This window comes from Streptomyces sp. NPDC000345 (assembly GCF_042898825.1).
GTDB lineage: Bacteria > Actinomycetota > Actinomycetes > Streptomycetales > Streptomycetaceae > Streptomyces.
Window position 1 is genome coordinate 514,947 of record NZ_JBIAZE010000004.1, and the last position, 18,822, is coordinate 533,768.

At 75.5% G+C, this 18,822-nt stretch carries 17 protein-coding genes and 1 pseudogene; 10 read left to right on the forward strand and 8 right to left on the reverse strand.

All coding sequences use genetic code 11. From position 1 onward, the window contains the following. Positions 1-16: 16 nt before the first annotated feature. From ACFY30_RS12600 to ACFY30_RS12610, 3 genes are all read right to left on the reverse strand, one after another. Positions 17-769, reverse strand: coding sequence for an anti-sigma factor domain-containing protein (locus ACFY30_RS12600; protein ID WP_390845177.1), 753 nt, complete (start codon positions 767-769; stop codon positions 17-19). Beyond that, entirely contained in the window at positions 766-1,350 is a 585-nt protein-coding gene (locus ACFY30_RS12605) for a sigma-70 family RNA polymerase sigma factor (RefSeq protein WP_390845178.1), read from the reverse strand. Before ACFY30_RS12605 ends, ACFY30_RS12600 begins: the two co-directional genes overlap by 4 nt. 255 nt (positions 1,351-1,605) lie before the next feature. Next, positions 1,606-2,205 (reverse strand): sigma-70 family RNA polymerase sigma factor, encoded by a 600-nt coding sequence (locus ACFY30_RS12610; protein ID WP_390845179.1) that lies wholly within the window; start codon positions 2,203-2,205, stop codon positions 1,606-1,608. Between the two features lie 148 nt (positions 2,206-2,353). Between ACFY30_RS12610 and ACFY30_RS12615 the strand changes: the two genes are divergently transcribed. Continuing rightward, positions 2,354-3,370: a MerR family transcriptional regulator gene (locus ACFY30_RS12615; RefSeq protein ID WP_390845180.1), complete on the forward strand. Its 1,017-nt coding sequence runs from the start codon at positions 2,354-2,356 to the stop codon at positions 3,368-3,370. Between the two features lie 136 nt (positions 3,371-3,506). Here ACFY30_RS12615 and ACFY30_RS12620 read toward each other — a convergent pair whose 3' ends face one another. After that, positions 3,507-4,202 carry a type 1 glutamine amidotransferase domain-containing protein gene (locus ACFY30_RS12620; RefSeq protein ID WP_390845181.1) on the reverse strand — a complete coding sequence of 232 codons (696 nt, stop codon included), beginning with the start codon at positions 4,200-4,202 and terminating at the stop codon, positions 3,507-3,509. Between the two features lie 125 nt (positions 4,203-4,327). Between ACFY30_RS12620 and ACFY30_RS12625 the strand changes: the two genes are divergently transcribed. Together ACFY30_RS12625 and ACFY30_RS12630 are read left to right on the forward strand one after the other, a co-directional pair. Beyond that, positions 4,328-5,263 (forward strand): LysR family transcriptional regulator, encoded by a 936-nt coding sequence (locus ACFY30_RS12625; RefSeq protein WP_390845182.1) that lies wholly within the window; start codon positions 4,328-4,330, stop codon positions 5,261-5,263. 142 nt (positions 5,264-5,405) lie between these two features. Next, entirely contained in the window at positions 5,406-6,647 is a 1,242-nt protein-coding gene (locus ACFY30_RS12630) for an NAD(P)/FAD-dependent oxidoreductase (protein WP_390845183.1), read from the forward strand. A gap of 916 nt (positions 6,648-7,563) precedes the next feature. On the opposite strand, the gene ACFY30_RS12635 is transcribed toward ACFY30_RS12630, so the two are convergent. The 3 genes from ACFY30_RS12635 to ACFY30_RS12645 all read right to left on the reverse strand — a co-directional run bounded on the left by ACFY30_RS12635 (position 7,564) and on the right by ACFY30_RS12645 (position 12,126). Beyond that, a complete protein-coding gene (locus ACFY30_RS12635; protein WP_390845184.1) occupies positions 7,564-9,066 on the reverse strand; it encodes a cryptochrome/photolyase family protein in 1,503 nt (500 codons plus the stop codon). An 11-nt stretch (positions 9,067-9,077) separates the two neighbouring features. After that, positions 9,078-10,451, reverse strand: coding sequence for a cryptochrome/photolyase family protein (locus tag ACFY30_RS12640; RefSeq protein ID WP_390845185.1), 1,374 nt, complete (start codon positions 10,449-10,451; stop codon positions 9,078-9,080). A gap of 145 nt (positions 10,452-10,596) precedes the next feature. Beyond that, on the reverse strand, positions 10,597-12,126 hold the full coding sequence (locus ACFY30_RS12645) for an SDR family oxidoreductase (RefSeq protein ID WP_390845186.1): 1,530 nt from the start codon (positions 12,124-12,126) through the stop codon (positions 10,597-10,599). A 144-nt stretch (positions 12,127-12,270) separates the two neighbouring features. On the opposite strand from ACFY30_RS12645, the gene ACFY30_RS12650 reads away from it, so the two are divergent. The 4 genes and pseudogenes from ACFY30_RS12650 to ACFY30_RS12665 form a co-directional block, all read left to right on the forward strand. Further along, positions 12,271-12,777, forward strand: a complete 507-nt coding sequence (locus ACFY30_RS12650; RefSeq protein ID WP_390845187.1) for a MarR family winged helix-turn-helix transcriptional regulator — start codon at positions 12,271-12,273, stop codon at positions 12,775-12,777. 134 nt (positions 12,778-12,911) lie between these two features. Further along, entirely contained in the window at positions 12,912-15,065 is a 2,154-nt protein-coding gene (locus tag ACFY30_RS12655; protein WP_390845188.1) for an MMPL family transporter, read from the forward strand. Between the two features lie 80 nt (positions 15,066-15,145). After that, the gene (locus ACFY30_RS12660; RefSeq protein ID WP_390657793.1) at positions 15,146-15,313 is read left to right on the forward strand and encodes a hypothetical protein; all 168 of its coding nucleotides are present in this window, start codon (positions 15,146-15,148) and stop codon (positions 15,311-15,313) included. A gap of 91 nt (positions 15,314-15,404) precedes the next feature. Continuing rightward, positions 15,405-15,545 (forward strand): annotated as a pseudogene (locus tag ACFY30_RS12665) (alkanesulfonate monooxygenase); the annotation flags it as partial. 5 nt (positions 15,546-15,550) lie between these two features. Here the strand turns inward: ACFY30_RS12665 and ACFY30_RS12670 are convergent. Continuing rightward, entirely contained in the window at positions 15,551-16,579 is a 1,029-nt protein-coding gene (locus tag ACFY30_RS12670) for an acyl-CoA dehydrogenase family protein (RefSeq protein WP_390845189.1), read from the reverse strand. A 100-nt stretch (positions 16,580-16,679) separates the two neighbouring features. On the opposite strand from ACFY30_RS12670, the gene ACFY30_RS12675 reads away from it, so the two are divergent. The 3 genes from ACFY30_RS12675 (at position 16,680) to ACFY30_RS12685 (ending at position 18,736) form a co-directional block, all read left to right on the forward strand. Continuing rightward, positions 16,680-17,030 (forward strand): YciI family protein, encoded by a 351-nt coding sequence (locus ACFY30_RS12675; RefSeq protein ID WP_390845190.1) that lies wholly within the window; start codon positions 16,680-16,682, stop codon positions 17,028-17,030. A 16-nt stretch (positions 17,031-17,046) separates the two neighbouring features. Continuing rightward, positions 17,047-18,258, forward strand: coding sequence for an RNA polymerase sigma factor (locus ACFY30_RS12680; RefSeq protein WP_390845191.1), 1,212 nt, complete (start codon positions 17,047-17,049; stop codon positions 18,256-18,258). A 97-nt stretch (positions 18,259-18,355) separates the two neighbouring features. Continuing rightward, positions 18,356-18,736 (forward strand): VOC family protein, encoded by a 381-nt coding sequence (locus ACFY30_RS12685; RefSeq protein ID WP_390845192.1) that lies wholly within the window; start codon positions 18,356-18,358, stop codon positions 18,734-18,736. The last annotated feature ends 86 nt before the right edge of the window (positions 18,737-18,822 follow it).

An 18,822-nucleotide genomic window follows, 5' to 3' on the forward strand; every position in this document is an offset into this window, starting at 1 on the left:
GGGCGAGCGCCTCCGGTCAGGCCGGGAGCGGCAGCACCGCCAGCGGATCCGAGCCGGGTGTGGCCGAGCCGCCCGCCGGTTCGACGGTGACCCCCACACCGGAGGCCCCGTCCACCGTGCCGCGCAGGAGCACCGCCTGACTGGCGCGGTGCGGGTCCATCAGTCCGGCGTCACGCATCGTGCCGTGGTCGTCGAACCACAGCTGGTAGACCTTGCCGCCGGGCGGCTTCGCCATCCTGGCGGCGAGGAACACGGCACGGTCTCGGCCCGTGGACACCACGACCGTGCCCGTGGCCCCGTCCGCCAGCCGCACGGTGCGCGACCGCGCGTCCGGCGCCGCGAGCACGGCCGCCACCTCCTCCGCCTCGCGCTGCGCCCGGCCCGCCTCGGCCCGGGCGCTCTCGGCACGGTCGTACTGCCACACCGCGACGCCGCCCAGCGCCGCCGACGCGGCGAGACAGGCGGCAAGGCCCCACCGGGAGATCCGCCGCGGCCACCGGGCGGCGCGGCCCGGCCGGACACCGCCCGGCGGTCCTGGCGCGACCTGCGGGACGTCGGTGATCCGCCGCAGCACCCGGGCCCGCAGGCCGTGCTTGGGCGCCGTCGACGCCGCCAGGCCCAGCCGGGCGGCCGTCTCGGTGAACTCGGCGACCTCCCGTGCGCAGGCAGCGCAGTCCGCGAGATGGCGCTCGAAGTCCGCGCGTTCGCCCCCGGTCAGGGCGTGCAGGGCGTAGGCACCGGTCAGCGTGTGCAGCTCCGCGGTGATCACGCGCACACCCCCAGGCAGTCGCGCAGCCGGATCAGCCCGTCCCGCAGCCGCGTCTTGACCGTGCCCAGGGGAACGGACAGCGTCTCGGCGACCTGGCGGTACGTCATGCCCCGGTAGTAGGCCAGCTCCACCGCCTCACGCTGGATCTCCGTCAGGGTCCGCAGACAGCGGCGCACCTGCTCCCGCTCCAGCCGGGCCTCCACCTGCTCGGTGACCTCGTCGTACTCGGGCATGCGGTCGCGCAGGCCCGCCCGGTGCTCGCGGGCGGCCGCAGCCTGCGCCGACCGGACCCGGTCCACCGCCCGGCGGTGCGCCAGCGTCAGCACCCAGTTGACGGCCGTGCCGCGCTCGGGCCGGTACCGGGGAGCGGTGCGCCACACCTCCACCAGCACCTCCTGCGCGACCTCCTCGGACTGCGCCCGGTCGCGCAGGACCGCGTGCGCCACTCCCAGCACCGGGGCCGCCACGGCGTCGAAGAGAACGGCGAAGGCGCTCTGGTCTCCCAGGGCCACCGCGCCCATCACTTCGTCGAGGTCGGGTCGGGAAGCGGGGTTCGGGCCGATGCGGACGGCTTCTTTCACGGGGGACCTTTCGGCAGCGCGGTGTGACCGCGGGGGAGGAGGGAGCGCCCCCGGAGAGCACCGACCCTCTCCGGGGGCGTGCGGGAGCGGGGCCGCGCTCCCGTCTGCCGCACCGAGGGGACGTGGGGGTTGCGGCCGACCGGTACTTCCGCGGGCGGACGGGATTCGGATGCGCGGGACGCCCGGTGAGAGGCCGTCCGGCGATTGCAGCGTTTGTGCGTCGAAAATGGATTCGGCCGAAGGCGGGCGGGGATGTCAGCCCTCGCCGGCGGGCTCCAGACGGACCCGCAACCGCTGCATGCCGCGCCGGGCGTGGCTCTTGACGGTGCCCAGGGGCCAGCCGGTGCGCTCCGCGATCTGGGTCTGGGTGAGGTCCTCGTAGAAGGTCAGCCGCAGCACCCGCTGCTGGGGAGCCGGGAGCCGGGCCAGTTCGCCGCGCACCAGCACGCGGTCGAGAGCGGCCTCGGGGCGGTCGCGGTCGGGGTCGCCGAGCGCGAGCGCGGAGCCGGCCGCGGAGACGAGGCGCAGGCGACGGCTCCGGGCGGCCAGGGTGTCGGCGATCCTGCGCCGGGTGATGCCCACGATCCAGCCCCCGAGCGTGCCGCGCTCGGGCCGGTAGCCCGCACGGCCGCGCCAGACCCCCAGGAACACCTGCTGGATCACGTCCTCGGCCTCCTTGGCGTCCCCCAGGGAACGCCAGGCCAGCGTGTGCACCAGGGCGGACCAGCGGCGGTAGGCCGCGGCCAGACAGGCCTCGTCGCCCGCCACCAGACCACGGGCGATCTCCTCGTCGGCGAGCGACTCTCCGTCGGCGGCCCGCGCGGGCGGGGCGGCAAGGGGCGGGTACGGGCTCATGACGACGACTCCTCACGTCGGGCGGCCTGTCCTCGGGCCGGTGCGGGACGTCCTGCGGGGCGTGCCCGTGAGGTCATCGTGCGAGCCGCGCGCCGCTCGTCTCAACACGCGTCGTTTCTGCGTCGTATCGCCGTCGTATGGTCGGGGTATGAGCGAGTCCACCGGCCGGGGTGTCAGCGGGTCCACCGCGCGGGATACCGGCGAGTCCACCGCCTCCGACGACACCGGCCTGACCACCGGCGCCCTGGCCCGCCGCCTGGGCGTGGCGCCCACCACCCTGCGCTCCTGGGACCGGCGCTACGGCATCGGGCCCGCCGTCCGCGCGGACGGGCGGCACCGCCGCTGGCGGCCGGGCGACGTGGCCGTACTGGAGACGATGTGCCGGCTGACCTCGGCCGGGGTGCCGCCCGCCGAGGCCGCGCGCGCCGCGCGGGAGAGTGCCGCACCGCCCGCGGGCGAGCCGGCGGGCGGTGCGCCGGAACGGTCCCGGGCGGCCGGCGGGCTCCCGCTGGGCGGCGACGTCCGCCAGGAGTGCCGGGGCCTGGCCCGCGCCGCCGTACGGCTCGACGCGCCGGCCGTCGCCGAACAGCTGACCGCGGCCGTCGAACGGCACGGTCTGACCGACGCGTGGCAGGAGGTGATGGTGCCGACCCTGCATGCCGTGGGCCGCAAGTGGGCCTCGTCCGGCGACCGGTACGTGGAGGTCGAGCACCTGTTGTCCTGGCACGTCTCCACCGCCCTGCGCCACGCCACCAGCCCCGCCGTACCGGGGGACGCCACGGGCGGGCGGGGCCCGGTGCTCCTGGCCTGCGTACCGGGTGAACAGCACAGCCTGCCGCTGGAGGCGCTCAACGCGGGGCTCAGCCAACGCGACGTGCCCACCCGCATGTTCGGCCCGGCCGTGCCCGCGGAGGCGCTGTCCGCCGCCGTCCAGCGACTGGGCCCGGTGGCCGTCGTCCTGTGGGCCCAGTCCCGCTCCACGGCGAGTCTGGCCCTCGCCCGGCACGTCGCGGCGACCGGCTGGGGCGTCCGCGGGGCCCGCCGCGCCCCGGCCGTGCTGCTCGGCGGCCCCGGCTGGGCCGGCCGCCCCGCCCCGGGCCTGCCCCGGCCGACGGGCCTGGGCGACGCCCTGGAGACGCTGGCCGGGGTGTACGGCGCGGGGTGAGCGGTCGGCGCGGCGGGCCGCTGGTGGTGCCGGAGGAGTGCGCGGTCGGCGCGGCCGGGCCGCTGGTGGTGCCGGAGGCGTGAGCGGGCCGCCCGCGGCGGTCACAGGGCGCTCCGGGTGACCCCGGCCCGGGTGGTCAGCCCAGCTTCTTCAGCAGCTCGGCCGCGAGCGGGGCGGACGAGGCCGGGTTCTGGCCGGTGACCAGGTTGCGGTCGACCACCACGTTGGGCGCCCACGGCTCGCCCACCCGCACGTCCACGCCCGCCTCGGTGAGCCGGTCCTGCAGCAGCCACTTCGCCTTCTCGCCGAGGCCGGCCTGCAGTTCCTCCGCGTTGGTGAAGGCGGCCACCCGGTAGCCGGCGAAGGCGTTGGAGCCGTCCTCCGCCACGGCGGCGAGCAGCGCGGCCGGGCCGTGGCAGACCACACCGAGCGGCTTGCCCGAGCCCAGCGTCTCGACCAGCACCCGGCCGGAGACGGGGTCGACGGCCAGGTCCTCCATCGGGCCGTGGCCGCCCGGGTAGAAGACGGCCGCGTAGTCGGCGAGGTCCACGTCCTCCAGCCGCACCGGCCGCTCCAGCTCCGTCATCGCTGCGAGCGCCCCGGCGATCCGGTCGGCCGCCTCCTGGCCGCCGTTGGCCTCGGCCGCCAGGCTGCCCTTGTCCACCGGGGGCACCACACCGCCGGGCGTGGCGACGACCACCTCGTGGCCCGCCGCGCGGAAGGCCTCGTAGGGGGCGACCGCCTCCTCCGCCCAGAAACCCGTGGGGTGCTGGGTGCCGTCGGCGAGCGTCCAGCGATCGCTGCCGGTCATCACGAAAAGGATCTTGGCCATGGGGGTCTCCTGAGGTCTCGGGCCGGCGGTCCGGCTGCGGAGCGTCGGCGTGCCAGTACCTCGAACCTAGGACTTCGATGCATAGGAATCCAATGAGGAATCCAATGCCGGACATAGGCCAACCTATGGCACGCGGAGGAATAATCGAGGCCGTGCAGCACACCGACCACCTTGACCTCAATCTCCTGCGCACCTTCCTCGCCGTGTACCGCTCGGGCTCGTTCACCGGCGCGGCGCAACTGCTCGGACTGTCCCAGCCGACGGTGACCACACAGATGCGCACCCTGGAACGTCAGGCCGGACGGGAGCTGTTCGAGCGGCTCCCGCGCGGGGTCGCGCCGACGGCCGTGGCCGACGAGCTCGCCGCCCGTGTCGCCGCTCCGCTCGACGAACTCGCCTCCGTCGCCGGCCCGGACCCTGCGCGGTCCGGCCGGGCCGACCCCGTTCACCTGGCCGGGCCGGCCGAACTGCTGTGCGCCCGCGCGCTGCCCGCGCTCGCTCCCCTCGTCGCCGAGGGCGTGCGGCTGCGGGTCGCCACCGGGCTGACCGACCACCTCCTGGAGGAACTCCGGGCGGGACGGCACGACCTGGTCATCGCCACCGTCCGTCCCCGCGGGCGCACCCTGACCGCCCTCCCGCTGACCGACGAGGAGTTCGTCCTGGTCGCCGCGCCCGCCTGGGCCGAGCGGCTGCGGGGACGGCTCGCCGCCGAGGGCCCCTCGGCACTGCACTCCGTGCCCCTGGTGACGTACGCCGAGGACCTGCCCATCGCCCGCCGCTACTGGCGGCACGTCTTCGGCAGGCGTCTGTCCTGCCCCGCCGCGCTCACCGTGCCCGATCTGCGCGGGGTGCTGGCGGCGGTCGTCGCGGGCGCCGGTTTCACCGTCCTGCCCCGCTACCTCTGCCTGGACGAGCTGGCCTCCGGCGCCCTCGTCCCGCTGCACACCCCGGACGACCCGCCGATCAACACCGGCTACCTCGTGCAACGCCCCGGCGCCGTGGAGAACCCCGACGTACGCCGGGTGCGCGAACTGCTGCTGAGCACCGGGCCGGCTTGGTGAGACCGCCTGGCGGCATCCGGCGCGCGGTGCGGGGTGCCCGCATCCGCCGGGCGCCCGCGGGGAGAAGAGGAGTCGGCGGCTCCGGGGCGGCCGCTGCCGTCCGGTGACCGAACCGACGGCCCGGCGGACGAGAGGGGTGGCCGTGACCTCCGCGCACAGCGACACCGACGTACTGGTGATCGGGGCGGGCGTCGCCGGACTGGCGTGCGCCCGCGACCTGGCCGCCGCGGGACTCGGCGTAAGGGTCCTGGAGGCCTCCGACGCCGTCGGCGGCCGGATGCGCACCGACCGGGTCGAGGGTTTCGCCGTCGACCGGGGCTTCCAGGTGTTCAACACCTCCTACCCGCAGGTGCGGCGCCGCCTGGCCCTGCGCGCGCTGCGGCTGCGGCCGTTCACACCCGGCGTACTGATCCACACCGGCCGGGGCCGGCTGCGCTTCAGCGACCCGACCCGCCGTCCCCGCTCCCTGCCCGACCTGCTGCCGGGCCGGCTGGCCGGCCCCCGTGACCTCCTCGCCCTCTCGGCCCTCTCGGCCCGCGACGCCCTCACCCCCGCCGGACGGCTGAAGCGGGCCGCCGACCGCACCACCCGTGACGCGCTCAGGGCCGCCGGATGCACCGACGGATTCGTCGAGCTGTTCTTCCGCCCGTTCCTGTCGGGTGTCTTCCTGGAGGACGACCTGGAGACGTCGGCCCGCGTCTTCCACCTCGTGTGGCGGAGCATGCTCCGGGGCACCCTCTGCCTGCCGGCCGAGGGGATCGGAGCGGTGCCGCGGGCGCTGGCCGAAGGGCTTCCCGAGGGGACGGTGCGGCTGGGGACCGCGGTGGAGCGGCTCACCGGCGAGGGCGTCGTCGTCTCCGGCGGCCGCGAGGTGCCCGCCCGGGCGGTCGTCGTCGCCACCGGGCCGGGTGCCGCCCGCGCGCTGCTGCCGGGCCTGGACGTCCCCGACAGCCGGGTGGTGACGACGTACCACCACGTGGCCGCCCGGACACCGCTGGGCGAGCCGACCCTGCTCGTCGACAGCCGCAGACGGCTGCTCAACACCTGCGTCCTCAGCGACGCGGCCCCGGAGTACGCGTCCGACGCCTACGCCCTGGTGGCCACGTCGGTGCTCGGCGCCGACACCGAGGGACGCGCGACGGCGGTGCGCACCGCGCTGGCCGACGTGTACGGCACCGACACCGCCGGCTGGGACCTGCTCACCGCCCGCACGGTGCCCGAAGCGCTCCCCGTGATGCTCCCGCCCCAGCCCCTCACCCGCACGGCCCGGGTCGCACCCGGCCGGTACGTGTGCGGGGACCACCGTGCCACCGGCTCCGTCCAGGGCGCCCTGGCCTCCGGCGCCCGAGCCGCCCGCACGGTGCTCCACGACCTCACCCCCTGACCCCGACCACACCCCGCACCCGATCCTGCGGCTCTGCCTCTGGCCGGGCTTGCGGTGCTGCCCTGGCCGGCGGTGCGGTGCTGCCCTGGCCAGGGTTGCGGCTCTGCCCTGGCCGGGCCTGCCCCTGGCCGGGCCTGCCCCTGGCCGGGCCTGCCCCTGGCCGGGCCCTGCCCCCGGCCCTGCCCCGGCCCCCCCGGCCGGGCCTGCGGCCCTAACCCCGACCGTTCTCTGCACCCCGGCTTCGCCGGGCCTCCGCCGGGCCTCCGCCGGGCTTGCGGCCGGGCCTCCGCAGGGCCAGGGGCCGGATCCCCCTCGGGCTCTGGCGGATCTCGCCGGGCCTGCCGCCTGGCACGCGCCCCGGCTCCCGGCACGCGCCTCCCGGCCCCGGGCCCGCAGCCCCAGGCCTGCGGTCCAGGCCCTGTTCCCTCAGGCCCACGGCCCAGGCCCAGGCCCAGGCCCACGGCCCACGGCCCAGGCCCACGGCCCAGGCCCACGGCCCAGGCCCAGGCCTCCCGGCCTCGTGCCTGCCGGCCTCGTGCCTCCCGGCCTCGCGCCCCCGGGCCTGCGGCCCCCGGCCTCGTGCCTGCCGGCCTCGCGCCCCCGGGCCCGCGGCCTCCGCCCAGGCCTGCGGTCCGCGCCTCCCGGCCCGGGGCCCCGCGCCTCCCGGCCCGCGGGCCCCGGCCCTGCGTCTCCAGGCCCGCGGCCCCCGCGGTCCAGCCCAGCCGGCCGAGGCCCCCGGCCCACGCCCCCCGGCCGCGGCCGAATACGCGTCCGGCCCGCCGCGGATGACCAGTTCGTCCGTCGCGCGAATGGACAGCGGCTTGACTCCCGCGGCCCGGTCGTACCCGCACCCGGCCCCAGCCGGTGCCGCACGCGGAGCCGCGCCCGGAGCCACCCCGTGGCCCGTCGCCGGTCGTCACGGTGGTTGGTCTGCGCGCTGTTGTTGCTGGTGCAGCAGGGCGTTCAGGTCGCTCAGGCGGTCCAGGCCGTGTACCGCTCGTGTCATGCGGGGGTTGCGTTCGAGGCGGTCGCGGTGCCGGTGAAGGAAGGCCCAGTATCCGGCCGTGAAGGGGCAGGCGTCCTCGCCGACGCGGCGGTCCGGCCGGTAGGCGCACGGCCCGCACAGGTCGCTCATCCGGTGCACGTACGACCCGCCGGAGGTGTACGGCTTGGTGGTCATCCGCCCGCCGTCGGCGTACTGGGACATGCCGACCACGTTCGGCAGCATCACCCAGTCGTAGCCGTCGACGAAGCAGCGGTGGAACCAGTCGGTCACCGCGGCCGGGTCCCAGCCGCGCTGAAGGGCGTGACTGCCCAGCAGCATCAGCCGCGGGATGTGGTGCGTCCAGCCCGTGTCCCGCACCTGCGCGAGCACGGTGGCCAGACAGTGCGCGGTGACGGCGTCGGCGTCCAGTTCCAGGAACCAGCCGGGCAGCGGGGCACGGTGCCCCAGCGCGTTGCGGTGCCGGTACTCCTCGCCGAAGTACCAGTAGAGCTGCCACACGTACTCCCGCCAGCCCGCGATCTGCCGTACGAACCCCTCGACGCTGTTGACCGGGGCCTCGCCCGACCGCCAGGCGGCCTCGGCGCGTTCCACGCACTCCGCCGGGTCCAGCAGACCGAGGTTCAGCGACGAGGACAGCAGGCTGTGGCTCATCACCGGGTCGCCCGCCAGCATCGCGTCCTCGTACGGTCCGAAGGCCGCGAGCCGGTGCTCCACGAACCGCCGCAGCGCGGCCAGGGCCTCGCGGCGGGTCGCGGGGAACCGCCGGGGCCCGTCGCGGCCCACGAACCGGATGCCCTCGCGTTCCCAGCGGTCGAGGTCGTGACGGACCTCGTCGTCGACGCCGTCCTCGCGTGGCCGGTAGGGCGCGGGCACGTCCAGGGCGGTCGCGCCCCGGGGCGGGGGCTCGCGGTTGTCGTGGTCGTGGTTCCAGCGCCCGCCCGCCGGGCCGTCACCGTCCATGAGCAGGTCGTGCGTACGGCGCACCCAGCGGTAGAAGTCCTCCTGGCGCAGCCGCTGACCGCCGTGTCCGTCGGCCCAGGCCCGGAAGTCCTCGTGTGCGACCAGGAAGCCGCGCGGCGGCAGCACCGTGACGCCCGGCAGGGAGCGCACCAGGGCGAGTGCCGCCCGCGAGGTGGGATGACACACCGTCAGCGGCCCTTCGCCCACCGCCGCGCGCAGACCTTCGCGGTAGGTCTCGGCACGGACGTAGCGCACGCGGTCGCCGAGTTCCGCCGCGCGGTGCCGCATCGCCGACAGCACCAGGTGTGCCTTGGCCCGGTGGAAGCGCCGGCGACGGAACACCGACCGGGCCTCGATCATCACGACCGGTGCGTCCCGGGCCGGACCGCCGTCGCCCGGTGCGAGGAAGCCCGGCCCGAGCTGGTCGCCGAACAGCCAGTGGGGGGTGGCCATCGCCGCTCTCCTCAGTCGCGTCCACGCGCCCGCTTGAAGCGGGCCAGCCCGTCGGCGAGGTCGACGAGCGGGTCCGGGTAGTCCAGCGCCGCCCGTTCCAGTCCCCGCAGCTTCCACGGCTCGTGCACCGCCGGGCCCTCCAGGTCCGCCAGCTCGGGCACCCAGCGCCGCACGTACGCCCCGTCGGGGTCGTAGCGCTTGGCCTGGGTGACGGGGTTGAGCACCCGGTTGGGCCGGGAGTCGGTGCCGGTGCCGGCCATCCACTGCCAGTTGAGCTGGTTGTTGGCCACGTCGCCGTCGACCAGGAACTCCAGGAAGTGCCGCGCGCCGACGCGCCAGTCGACGTAGAGCGTCTTGGTCAGGAAGCTCGCCGTCAGCAGCCGTCCCCGGTTGTGCATCCAGCCCTCGTGGCGCAGCTGCCGCATCGCCGCGTCCACCACCGGGTAGCCGGTGCGGCCCTCGCGCCAGGCCTCGATGTCCTCGCCGGCCCTGCGCTCCGTACGCCAGCGGTCGTGCTTGGTGCGGTAGTCCGCGGTCGCCGCGTCCGGCCGGGCCGCCAGGACCTGACGGTTGAAGTCGCGCCAGGCGACCTGCCGTACGAACGCCTCGGCGCCCGCCCCGCCCACCGCCCGCGCCCTGTGCACCAGCTCGACGGGGGAGAGGGTGCCGAAGTGCAGGTGCGGCGAGAGCCGTGAGGTCGCGTCACCGGCGAGGTCGTCGTGCCGGTCCTCGTACGCGGCGACGCCCGAGTCCAGCCACGCGGTCAGCCGTGCGCGGGCCTCCGTCTCGCCGCCCCGGGCCAGCGCCGGCGACAGACCGGACAGGCCCTCGCGCCCGGGCAGTTCCTCCGAGCCCACGCCCTCCGGGACCCGTACGGCCCTGGGCGCGCCGAGCGCGTCCCGGAGCCGGTACCCGGACCAGTGCCGGAAGTACGGCGTGAAGACCGCGAAGTGGTCCGAGGAGCCGGGGGCCAGCACACCGGGATCCACCGCGGTCGTCACCGTGCCGTGCACGTGCAGCCGGACGCCCTCCGCCTCCAGGGCGCGCCGCAGCCGCTCCTCCCGGCGCTGGGCGTGGGCGCTCACGTCCGCCGCCAGGTGGACCTCGTCGGCGTCGGCCTCGGTGGCCACCCGGCACACCTCCTCCACCAGGTCCCCGGACCGCACCACCAGCCGGCCGCCCCGGTGCCGCAGCCCCGCGTCGAGGTCGCGCAGCGAGTCGGCGAGGAACGCCAGCCGGTTGGGGCGGGCGAACCCCGCGCCGTCCACCGCCCGGTCCCGCACGAACAGCGGGACCACCTCGCGGGACCCGTCGAGGGCGGCGCGCAGCGGAGGGTGGTCGTGCAGCCGCAGGTCGGAGGTGAACAGGACGACCGAGACGTTCATGGGTCAGGCTCCGGAAGAAGGGGGGCGGGCCGGCGGCCGAGGGGCCGGCCGGCGACCGGGGGGGCGGACTGGTACCCGTTTCCGTCCGGCGGCGGTCGGCGGATGCGCCGGCCGGGCGGTCGGGGGTGGGCCGCACGGCCGGGCGTCAGCCGGTGGGCGCCCGCTCGGACGCCCGGGCCGCCGCGTCCGAGTGGGCCGCCCGCGCGATGTTGCGGGCCATGCCGCCGAACACCACGGCGTGGAACGGCGACACGCTCCACCAGTACGCGTGACCCAGCAGCCCGCGCGGATGGAACAGGGCGCGCTGGCGGAACCGGGTCCGGCCCAGGTCGTCGGTCTCGGCGTACATCTCCAGCCACGCCAGACCCGGCAGCCGCATCTCCGCGCGCAGTCGCAGCAGACGCCCGGGTTCGATCTCCTCGACCCGCCAGAAGTCCAGCGAGTCGCCCACCCGCAGCCGGGAGGCGTCCCGGCGCCCCCGGCGCAGGCCCACCCCGCCCGCCAGCCGGTCCAGCCACCCTCGTACGGCCCACGCGAGCGGGAACGAGTACCAGCCGTTGTCGCCGCCGATGCCCTCGATCACCCGCCACAAGGAGGCGCGCGGAGCGTCCACGCACAGTTCGCGTTCGTCGGAGTAGAGGCTGCCGCCGGCCCAGCCGGGGTCGGTGGGCAGCGGGTCGCTGGATGCCCCGGGCAGGGAGGCGGAGGACCAGCGGGTGGTGACCCTGGCCTCGCGTACCCGCCGCAGAGCGAGCCGGACGGCCTCGTCGAAGCCGAGCGGATGGCCGGGCGGGTCGGACACGTACCGGGCGATGTCGTGCTCACGGCAGACCACCTCGTGCCGCAGCGACTCGGTGAGCGGCCGTGCGATCGAGGCCGGGACGGGCGTCACCAGTCCGACCCAGTGGCTGGACAGACCGGGGGTGAGGACCGGCAAGGGCAGGATCAGCCGGCGCGGCAGACCCGCGACGGCGGCGTAACGGACCATCATCTCCTGGTACGTCAGGACGTCGGGTCCGCCGATGTCGAAGGTCCGGCTGACGTCGTCCGGCAGCCGGGCGGCGCCGACCAGCGCGCGCAGCACGTCCCGGACGGCGACCGGCTGGATCCGGGTGCGCACCCAGCTCGGGGTGACCATGACGGGCAGCCGCTCGGTGAGGTAGCGCAGCATCTCGAAGGAGGCCGAACCCGAGCCGATGACGATCGCCGCCCGCAGCACGGCCGTGGGCACGCCCGAGCCGAGCAGGATGCGGCCGACCTCGGCGCGCGAGCGCAGATGCGGCGACAGCTCGCGCTCCGGCACCCCGTACGGGGTGAGTCCGCCCAGATAGACGATCCGGCGTACGCCCGCGGCGCGCGCCGACTCCCCGAAGATCCGCGCGGCCCGCCGGTCGGTCTCCTCGAAGTCCTTCCCGGTGCCCAGGGCGTGCACCAGGTAGTACGCGACGTCGACGCCCCGCATCGCCGCCGCCATGGACTCCGCGTCCGTGACGTCCCCGCGGACCACCTCCACCCGGCCGGCCCACGGATGGTCGCGCAGCCGGTCGGGGGAGCGGGCCACGCAGCGCACCCTCAGGCCCGCCGCCAGCAGCTCCGGGACGAGCCGGCCGCCGATGTACCCCGTGGCGCCGGTCACCAGACACAGGGGTCCGGTGCCGCGGTCGTCTGCCGTCATGAGTGGTCGGTCCTTCGCGTCGGTGTCCCCTTGGCCATCGTTGCCCCCCTGTCCATCGCTTCCCTGCCGAACGCGGTATCGGATGCGCGGGCCCGCGGGCGCCGCCCGATCGGGCGAGCCCGGGCGGGCGGCTACGCTGACCGCGTGGCCCCAGCGAACGACCAGGAACGGCAGCCGGCGGAACGGCCGTCCGACGTGCCTCCTCCACGCACCGACCTGCCCGCCTTCGCCGTGGCGCTGCGCCGGATGAACGGCGAGATCAACCGGCTGGTGCACGCCTTCGCCGGCGACCACGGGCTGCACGCGACGGACGTCCAGGCGCTCGCCGCGATCCTCGACGCCGACGAACCGATGACGCCGAAACGGCTGCGCGAGCACCTCGGACTGACCTCCGGTGCCGTCACCGCGTGCGTGGACCGGCTGGAGCGGGCCGGGCACATCCGCCGTGTCCGGGAGAGCGCCGACCGCAGAGTGGTCCATCTGTACTACGCCGCCGACGCGCGGGCGGCGGCCCGCACGTACTTCCGGCCCCTCGCGGAGGCCACCGACGCGGCCCGGTCCCGGTTCACCGGGGACGAGCTGACGGTGGTGGTGCGTTTCCTCGCGGCGATGAACGAGGAGCTCGGCGCCACCGTGCCCCCCGGACGCTGATCACGTCGTAACGGGGTGCATCCGGGGGCCGGGCGCGGACGGAAGACAAGGCACCGTCTACCATCGCGGCCCACAACTTACTCAATCATTGAGATTGTTTCTTGTTGAGATTCCTCTGCGGAGCCTGGAGCACCATGTCCACCACTCTCCGACGAGCCCGCCGGCTCGTCCCCTTCCTCCTGATCGCCGTCTGGCTCGCCGTCGGCGGCGTCCTCGGCCCCTACGCCGGACGCCTCGGTGAGGTGGCCACCAACGACCAGGCGGCGTTCCTGCCGCGCAGCGCCGAGTCCACCGAGGTCATCGCCGCGCAGCGGGCCTTCCGGCAGGACGAGACGCTCCCGGCGATCGTCGTGTGGACCGGCAGCGAGGTGCGGGAGCAGCGCGCGGCGGCCGACCGGGCCCTCGCCTCCCTCACCGGCACCCCCGGGGTGCAGGGCCGGGTCTCGCCGGCGGTGCTCGCGCAGGACGGCGCCGCCCTCCAGGCGGTGGTCCCGCTCCGCCCCGACCTCGGCGACGGCCTCCCCGCCGCCCTCGACCGGATCCGGGCCGCGGCCGAACGCGTCCCCGGCGGCACCGTCCACCTGGCGGGCCCCGCCGCCAGCCAGGCCGACCTGTCCGACGCCTTCGCCGGCATCGACGGACTGCTGCTCGCCGTCGCCCTGCTCACCGTCCTGGTGATCCTGCTGCTGGTGTACCGCAGCGTCCTGCTCCCGCTATTGATCATCCTCGGCGCGGTCTTCGCGCTGGGCCTGGCCTGCGCGGTCGTGTACGTCCTCGCCGACCACGACGTCGTCCGGGTCGACGGACAGGTCCAGGGCATCCTGTCGATCCTCGTCATCGGCGCCGCCACCGACTACGCCCTCCTCCTGACCGCCCGGTACCGCGAGGAACTCGCCCTGGGCGGCGACCGGTTCACGGCCGTGCGGGCCGCCCTGCGGCAGTCCTGGGGCGCCGTCGTGGCCAGCGCCGCCACCGTCGCGCTCGGGCTGCTCGCCCTGCTGCTCAGCGACCTCACCAACAACCGCGCGCTCGGACCGGTCGGCGCCATCGGCATCGGCTGCGCCGTCCTCAGCTCCCTCACCTTCCTGCCGGCCGTCCTCGTCGTCCTGGGCCGCGCCGCCTACTGGCCGGCGAAGCCCGCGGCGGTGACCGCCGGGACCGGAGCCGCGGACGGTACCGGCGGTACCGGCGGTACCGGCGTGTGGGGGCGGGTGGCCGGGCTGGTCGACCGGCGGCCGCGCCGGGTCTGGGCGGTGACGCTCGCCGTGCTGCTGGCCGGCGCCGCCTTCGCGCCGGCGCTCGCCTCCAAGGGCGTACCCCTGGACGAGACCTTCGTGAACGACGCCCCCTCCGTCGCCGCCCAGAAGACCCTGGGCGAGCACTTCCCCGGCGGTGCGGGCAACCCCGCCGTGGTCGTCGCGGACGCGGACCGGCTGGAACGGGTGCTCACCGTGGCCCGCGCCACCGAGGGCGTGGCCTCGGCGGCGGCCAGGACCGCGACCGGACGGCCCGGCGGTACCCCGCTGGTCGTCGGCGGGCGGGTCCAGGCCGACGTCACCCTCGCCGCCGCCGCGGACAGCGACGCGGCCAAGCGGACCGTGGCACGTCTGCGGACCGCCCTGCACGCCGTCCCCGGTGCCGATGCCCTCGTCGGCGGCTACACCGCCCAGCAGTACGACACCCTGCGCACCGCGGAACGCGACCGCACGCTGATCGTCCCCGTCGTCCTCGCCGTCATCTTCCTCATCCTGACGGGACTGCTGCGTTCCCTGCTGCTGCCCGCCCTGCTGGTCGCCACGGTCGCCCTGAACTTCCTCGCCACCCTGGGAGTCTCCGCGCTCGTCTTCCAGCACGGGTTCGGCTTCACCGGCACCGATCCCTCCGTGCCCCTCTACGGGTTCGTGTTCCTGGTGGCGCTGGGCGTCGACTACAACATCTTCCTCATGTCCCGGGTCCGCGAGGAGTCCCTGCGCCACGGAGTACGCCAGGGTGTCCTGCGCGGTCTGGTCACCACGGGCGGGGTCATCACCTCCGCGGGGGTCGTGCTCGCCGCGACGTTCGCCGCGCTCGGCGTGATCCCCCTGGCGTTCCTCGCCCAGATCGCCTTCATCGTGGCGTTCGGCGTGCTGCTCGACACCCTCGTGGTGCGCTCCCTGCTGGTGCCCGCGCTGGTGCTGGACATCGGACCGCGCGCCTGGTGGCCCGGCCGTCTGACCCGGGACCACCGGGCGGTGGCCGAGGAGCATCGCCCGGCGAGGGCCGACGAGAGCCCCGCACCGTCCGCGTGAACATGCTCGCGCCGATCCGGGGCAGCCGGTCTCCACGGGAGTCGTCCGGTACGAACACGAACGTGGAGGTGTCTGCCGCTATGCGCGCGAAGGTGTTGGAACGCTTCCCCGCGGGAGCCCCGCGCGGATCGTGGCCGGCCGAGGAATGCGCGGCCCGGCTGCGCGCCGAAGGCCGGCCCGCGACCGTCGTCATGGACCTGAAGTCCGACGCCTTCCTCGTGGTCGTCCCGGCCGGCGACGAGGACTGAGGCCGGCCGGGACCGGAGGGGGCCGGGGCGGACCGCCCTCCGCGGGTGCCCGGCGACGGCCGGTCCCGCCGGGCGCCCGCCCCTCGGCACGGAGTTCGTGCTCTCCGGGCATCCGCACCTGGAGGAGGCGTACTGGTTCGGCAAGGGGGTGCTGCCGCGACTCGCCGCCCAGGGCCTGTGGCAGCACCCGCTCCGCGCCGGGGCCACTCCCTCGGCGCAAGGGCCGTTCGCGACGGGTCAGTGGGCCAGCGCCTCGAGGTGGGCCGAGCGCGACTCCGCGGTCTGGCCCTGGACCAGCAGGAACAGGGCCTCCCTGGCGAGGCGTTGGGCCCTGTTCGTCAGGAGCATCGAGCGGCCGCCGCCGGTGACCACGGCGGCGGTGGTCGCCGCCCGCATCAGCTCGTGGGCCCGTGTCCTGAGCGCCAGGCGCTCCCCGAGACGCTCGTCGGGCTCCGCGGTGTCGATGAGCGCGTAGGCCCGCTCGCGCACCTCCGCGAGGCGGGCCCGCAGCCGCCTCGCCGTGTCCTCGTCGGCCAGGGCCAGGGCCGCCTCCGCGACGCCGAAGACCGCCGGGTTGGCGTTCACCGTCCTGAGGCGGTCCGTCGCCGCCCAGCGGTCGTGCGGGGACCGCAGGACCACCGCCTCCGCCGGCAGCCACAGGCCGTCCAGGTCCAGGGACACCGTGCGGGCCGCGGTGAGCGCGGCGAGGCGCATCGGGGCCGAGGCCCGCAGGCCCGGCTGCTCCCGGGCCTGCGCGAAGGCGAACAGCTCCTCGTCCGCGTCCGTGACCCCGGCGAGCAGCATCACGTCGTTCAGGCCCCACCCCGTGTACCAGGGCACCCTCCCGTCGAAGCGCCAGCCGCCGCGCTCCCGGGTGGCCCGGACGGGGACACGCGGATACGCCCGCAGATGCGCGTACGCCACCCCGGAGAGCAGCTCGCCGCTCGCCAGCCCGCCCAGCAGGCGTTCGCGCAGCGGACCCTCGCTCCGCGCCAGGGTCAGCACCGGCGTGTGGTGCTGCGTCTGCACGAACCAGGTCGAGCAGCAGGCCCCCGCCAGGATCTCCGCGGTCTCGCGCACCACCGCGCCGGGTGCCGCCGAGCCGCCGTACCGCGTCGGCGCGTGCAGACCGAGCAGACCGGAGCGCCTGATCTCCCTCAGGTGGCCGACCGGCACCTCACCCTGGTCGACCTGTTCGGCGTGCGGGGCGAGGAGGTCGTCGGCGAGGCGGCGGGCCCGGGTGACGAGGGGGTGGGGTGCGGTCATGGACGGAGTTCTTTCCCGTTCCGCGGTGCGGGGTGTCGATCCGGGGGACCGCTGTTCGTGTAGGAGGTGAGAGACAACCGACGACGTCGAGGAGGACGTCATGACGCACTACCTGCTCAGCGTGGTCCAGCCGACCGGCGGTGAGCCCCCGCCGCCCGACGAACTGGACGAGATCATGCGCCGTGTCGCGGCCTTCAACGACGAGCTGCGCGAGGCCGGGGTCTGGGTCTTCTCCGGTGGGCTCCATGCTCCGGAGACGGCCACCGTGCTGCGGCCCGAGGACGGTGACGTGCTCATCACGGACGGCCCGTACGCCGAGGGCAAGGAGTACCTCGGAGGGCTCTGCCTGATCACGGCCGCCGACCTGGACGAGGCCCTGGAATGGGGCAGGAAGGCGGCACTGGCCACCACCCTCCCCATCGAGGTGCGTCCCTTCGCGGACGCCCACTGAGGCCGGAGACCGACCGATGGGCGACACCGCCGGCGTCGAGGCCGTCTTCCGCGCGGAGTACGGCCGGGCCGTCGCCGTCCTGGTCCGCTTCCTCGGCGACATCGACCTCGCCGAGGAAGCGGTCCAGGACGCCTTCACCACGGCCGTGCGGCGCTGGCCGGCCACCGGGGTGCCGCCGAGCCCGGCCGGATGGATCATCACCACCGCCCGCAACCGGGCCCTCGACCGGCTGCGCCGCGAGTCCACCCGGGACGCCCGGCAGGCCGAGGCCGCCCGGCTGCACGCCCCCGATCCGCCCCGGGAGGAGGGCCCCGTGCACGACGACCGGCTCCGCCTGATCTTCACCTGCTGCCACCCCGCGCTCGCCCCGCAGGCCCGGGTCGCGCTGACCCTGCGGCTCCTCGGCGGCCTCACCACCGCCCAGATCGCCCGCGCCTTCCTGGTCCCCGAGCCGACCATGGCCCAGCGGCTGGTCCGCGCCAAGGCGAAGATCCGCGACGCCCGCATCCCCTACCGCGTGCCCCGCGACGCCGATCTGCCCGACCGGCTTGGGGGTGTGCTCGCCGTCGTCTACCTGATCTTCAACCAGGGGTACGAGGGCGACCCCGGCCTGTGCGCGGAGGCCGTACGCCTCGGCCGGCTCCTCACCGAGCTGATGCCGGACGAGCCCGAGGCCACCGGCCTGCTCGCGCTGATGCTGCTCGTCGAGTCCCGCCGGGCGGCCCGGGAGGACGCCGACGGCACGCTCGTACCGCTGCCCGAGCAGGACCGCGGCCGCTGGGACCGGGCCCTGATCGCCGAGGGACAGGACCTGGTCCGCCGCTGTCTGCGCCGTGACCGGCCCGGGCCGTACCAGATCCAGGCCGCCATCCAGGCCGTGCACAGCGACGCACCCACTGCGGCGGCCACCGACTGGCGGCAGATCCTGCGGCTCTACGACCGGTTGACGGCCGTCGCCCCGAGCCCGGTCGTGGCCCTCAACCGGGCCGTCGCGGTCGCCGAGACCGAGGGCCCGCGGCCGGCCCTCGCGCTCCTGGACACACTCGACCTCGACGGCTACCACGTCTTCCACGCGGTCCGCGCCGACCTGCTGCGCCGCCTGGACCGCCCCACCGAGGCCGCCCGGTCCTACGCGAGCGCCCTCGCCCTGACCCAGAACCCCGCGGAGCGCGCCTACTTGGAGAAACGCCGACACACTCTCGCGGACACGAAAACATGTCGCCCTTGATCGTCCGCTCCGATACGGTCGCGGGGTCGTTTTCACTGCCGGGAGCCCATCAGGTGTGGCCCGCCCGGCAGTTACCACGCTGAGAGCAGGTTTCTTCATGGCATGTCGTATCAGTGAACTCGTGCTCGGTTGCCGCGACCCGGAGCTGCTGGCGCGCTTCTGGTGCGAGGTCCTGGACTTCGTCGTGCTCGACCGCGAGGACGACGGCACGCTGGAGATCGGGCCGCGCGAAGGGTTCGGTGGCCCGCAGCCGACGATCATCCTGAGCTACCGGGATGAGCCGGAGAAGGGGAAGTCCCGGCTGCACATCGACGTCAACGCCACCGACCGCGACCAGGACGCCGAGCTGGAACGCCTGCTGAAGCTCGGTGCGCGCCCGGCCGACATCGGCCAGACGGGGGACGAGCCGTGGCATGTCCTGACCGACCCCGAGGGCAATGAGTTCTGCCTGCTCAAGGCCCGTCTCAACCCGCTCTGATCGCAGGGGGCGCGGGGAACCGCGGTTCCCCGCGCCCCGCTCCGGCCGGGGGGGGGGAACCAATCGGCCGGCCCCCACCGCCCCTC

Excerpts from the sequence above, each read along its gene's own strand:
- ACFY30_RS12610 (WP_390845179.1), bottom strand. The coding sequence starts at position 2,205 with ATGAGCCCGTACCCGCCCCTTGCCGCCCCGCCCGCGCGGGCCGCCGAC.
- ACFY30_RS12615 (WP_390845180.1), top strand. The coding sequence starts at position 2,354 with ATGAGCGAGTCCACCGGCCGGGGTGTCAGCGGGTCCACCGCGCGGGAT.
- ACFY30_RS12620 (WP_390845181.1), bottom strand. The coding sequence starts at position 4,202 with ATGGCCAAGATCCTTTTCGTGATGACCGGCAGCGATCGCTGGACGCTC.
- ACFY30_RS12625 (WP_390845182.1), top strand. The coding sequence starts at position 4,328 with ATGGCACGCGGAGGAATAATCGAGGCCGTGCAGCACACCGACCACCTT.
- ACFY30_RS12635 (WP_390845184.1), bottom strand. The coding sequence starts at position 9,066 with ATGGCCACCCCCCACTGGCTGTTCGGCGACCAGCTCGGGCCGGGCTTC.
- ACFY30_RS12640 (WP_390845185.1), bottom strand. The coding sequence starts at position 10,451 with ATGAACGTCTCGGTCGTCCTGTTCACCTCCGACCTGCGGCTGCACGAC.
- ACFY30_RS12645 (WP_390845186.1), bottom strand. The coding sequence starts at position 12,126 with ATGACGGCAGACGACCGCGGCACCGGACCCCTGTGTCTGGTGACCGGC.
- ACFY30_RS12655 (WP_390845188.1), top strand. The coding sequence starts at position 12,912 with ATGTCCACCACTCTCCGACGAGCCCGCCGGCTCGTCCCCTTCCTCCTG.
- ACFY30_RS12660 (WP_390657793.1), top strand. The coding sequence starts at position 15,146 with ATGCGCGCGAAGGTGTTGGAACGCTTCCCCGCGGGAGCCCCGCGCGGA.
- ACFY30_RS12670 (WP_390845189.1), bottom strand. The coding sequence starts at position 16,579 with ATGACCGCACCCCACCCCCTCGTCACCCGGGCCCGCCGCCTCGCCGAC.
- ACFY30_RS12675 (WP_390845190.1), top strand. The coding sequence starts at position 16,680 with ATGACGCACTACCTGCTCAGCGTGGTCCAGCCGACCGGCGGTGAGCCC.
- ACFY30_RS12680 (WP_390845191.1), top strand. The coding sequence starts at position 17,047 with ATGGGCGACACCGCCGGCGTCGAGGCCGTCTTCCGCGCGGAGTACGGC.
- ACFY30_RS12685 (WP_390845192.1), top strand. The coding sequence starts at position 18,356 with ATGGCATGTCGTATCAGTGAACTCGTGCTCGGTTGCCGCGACCCGGAG.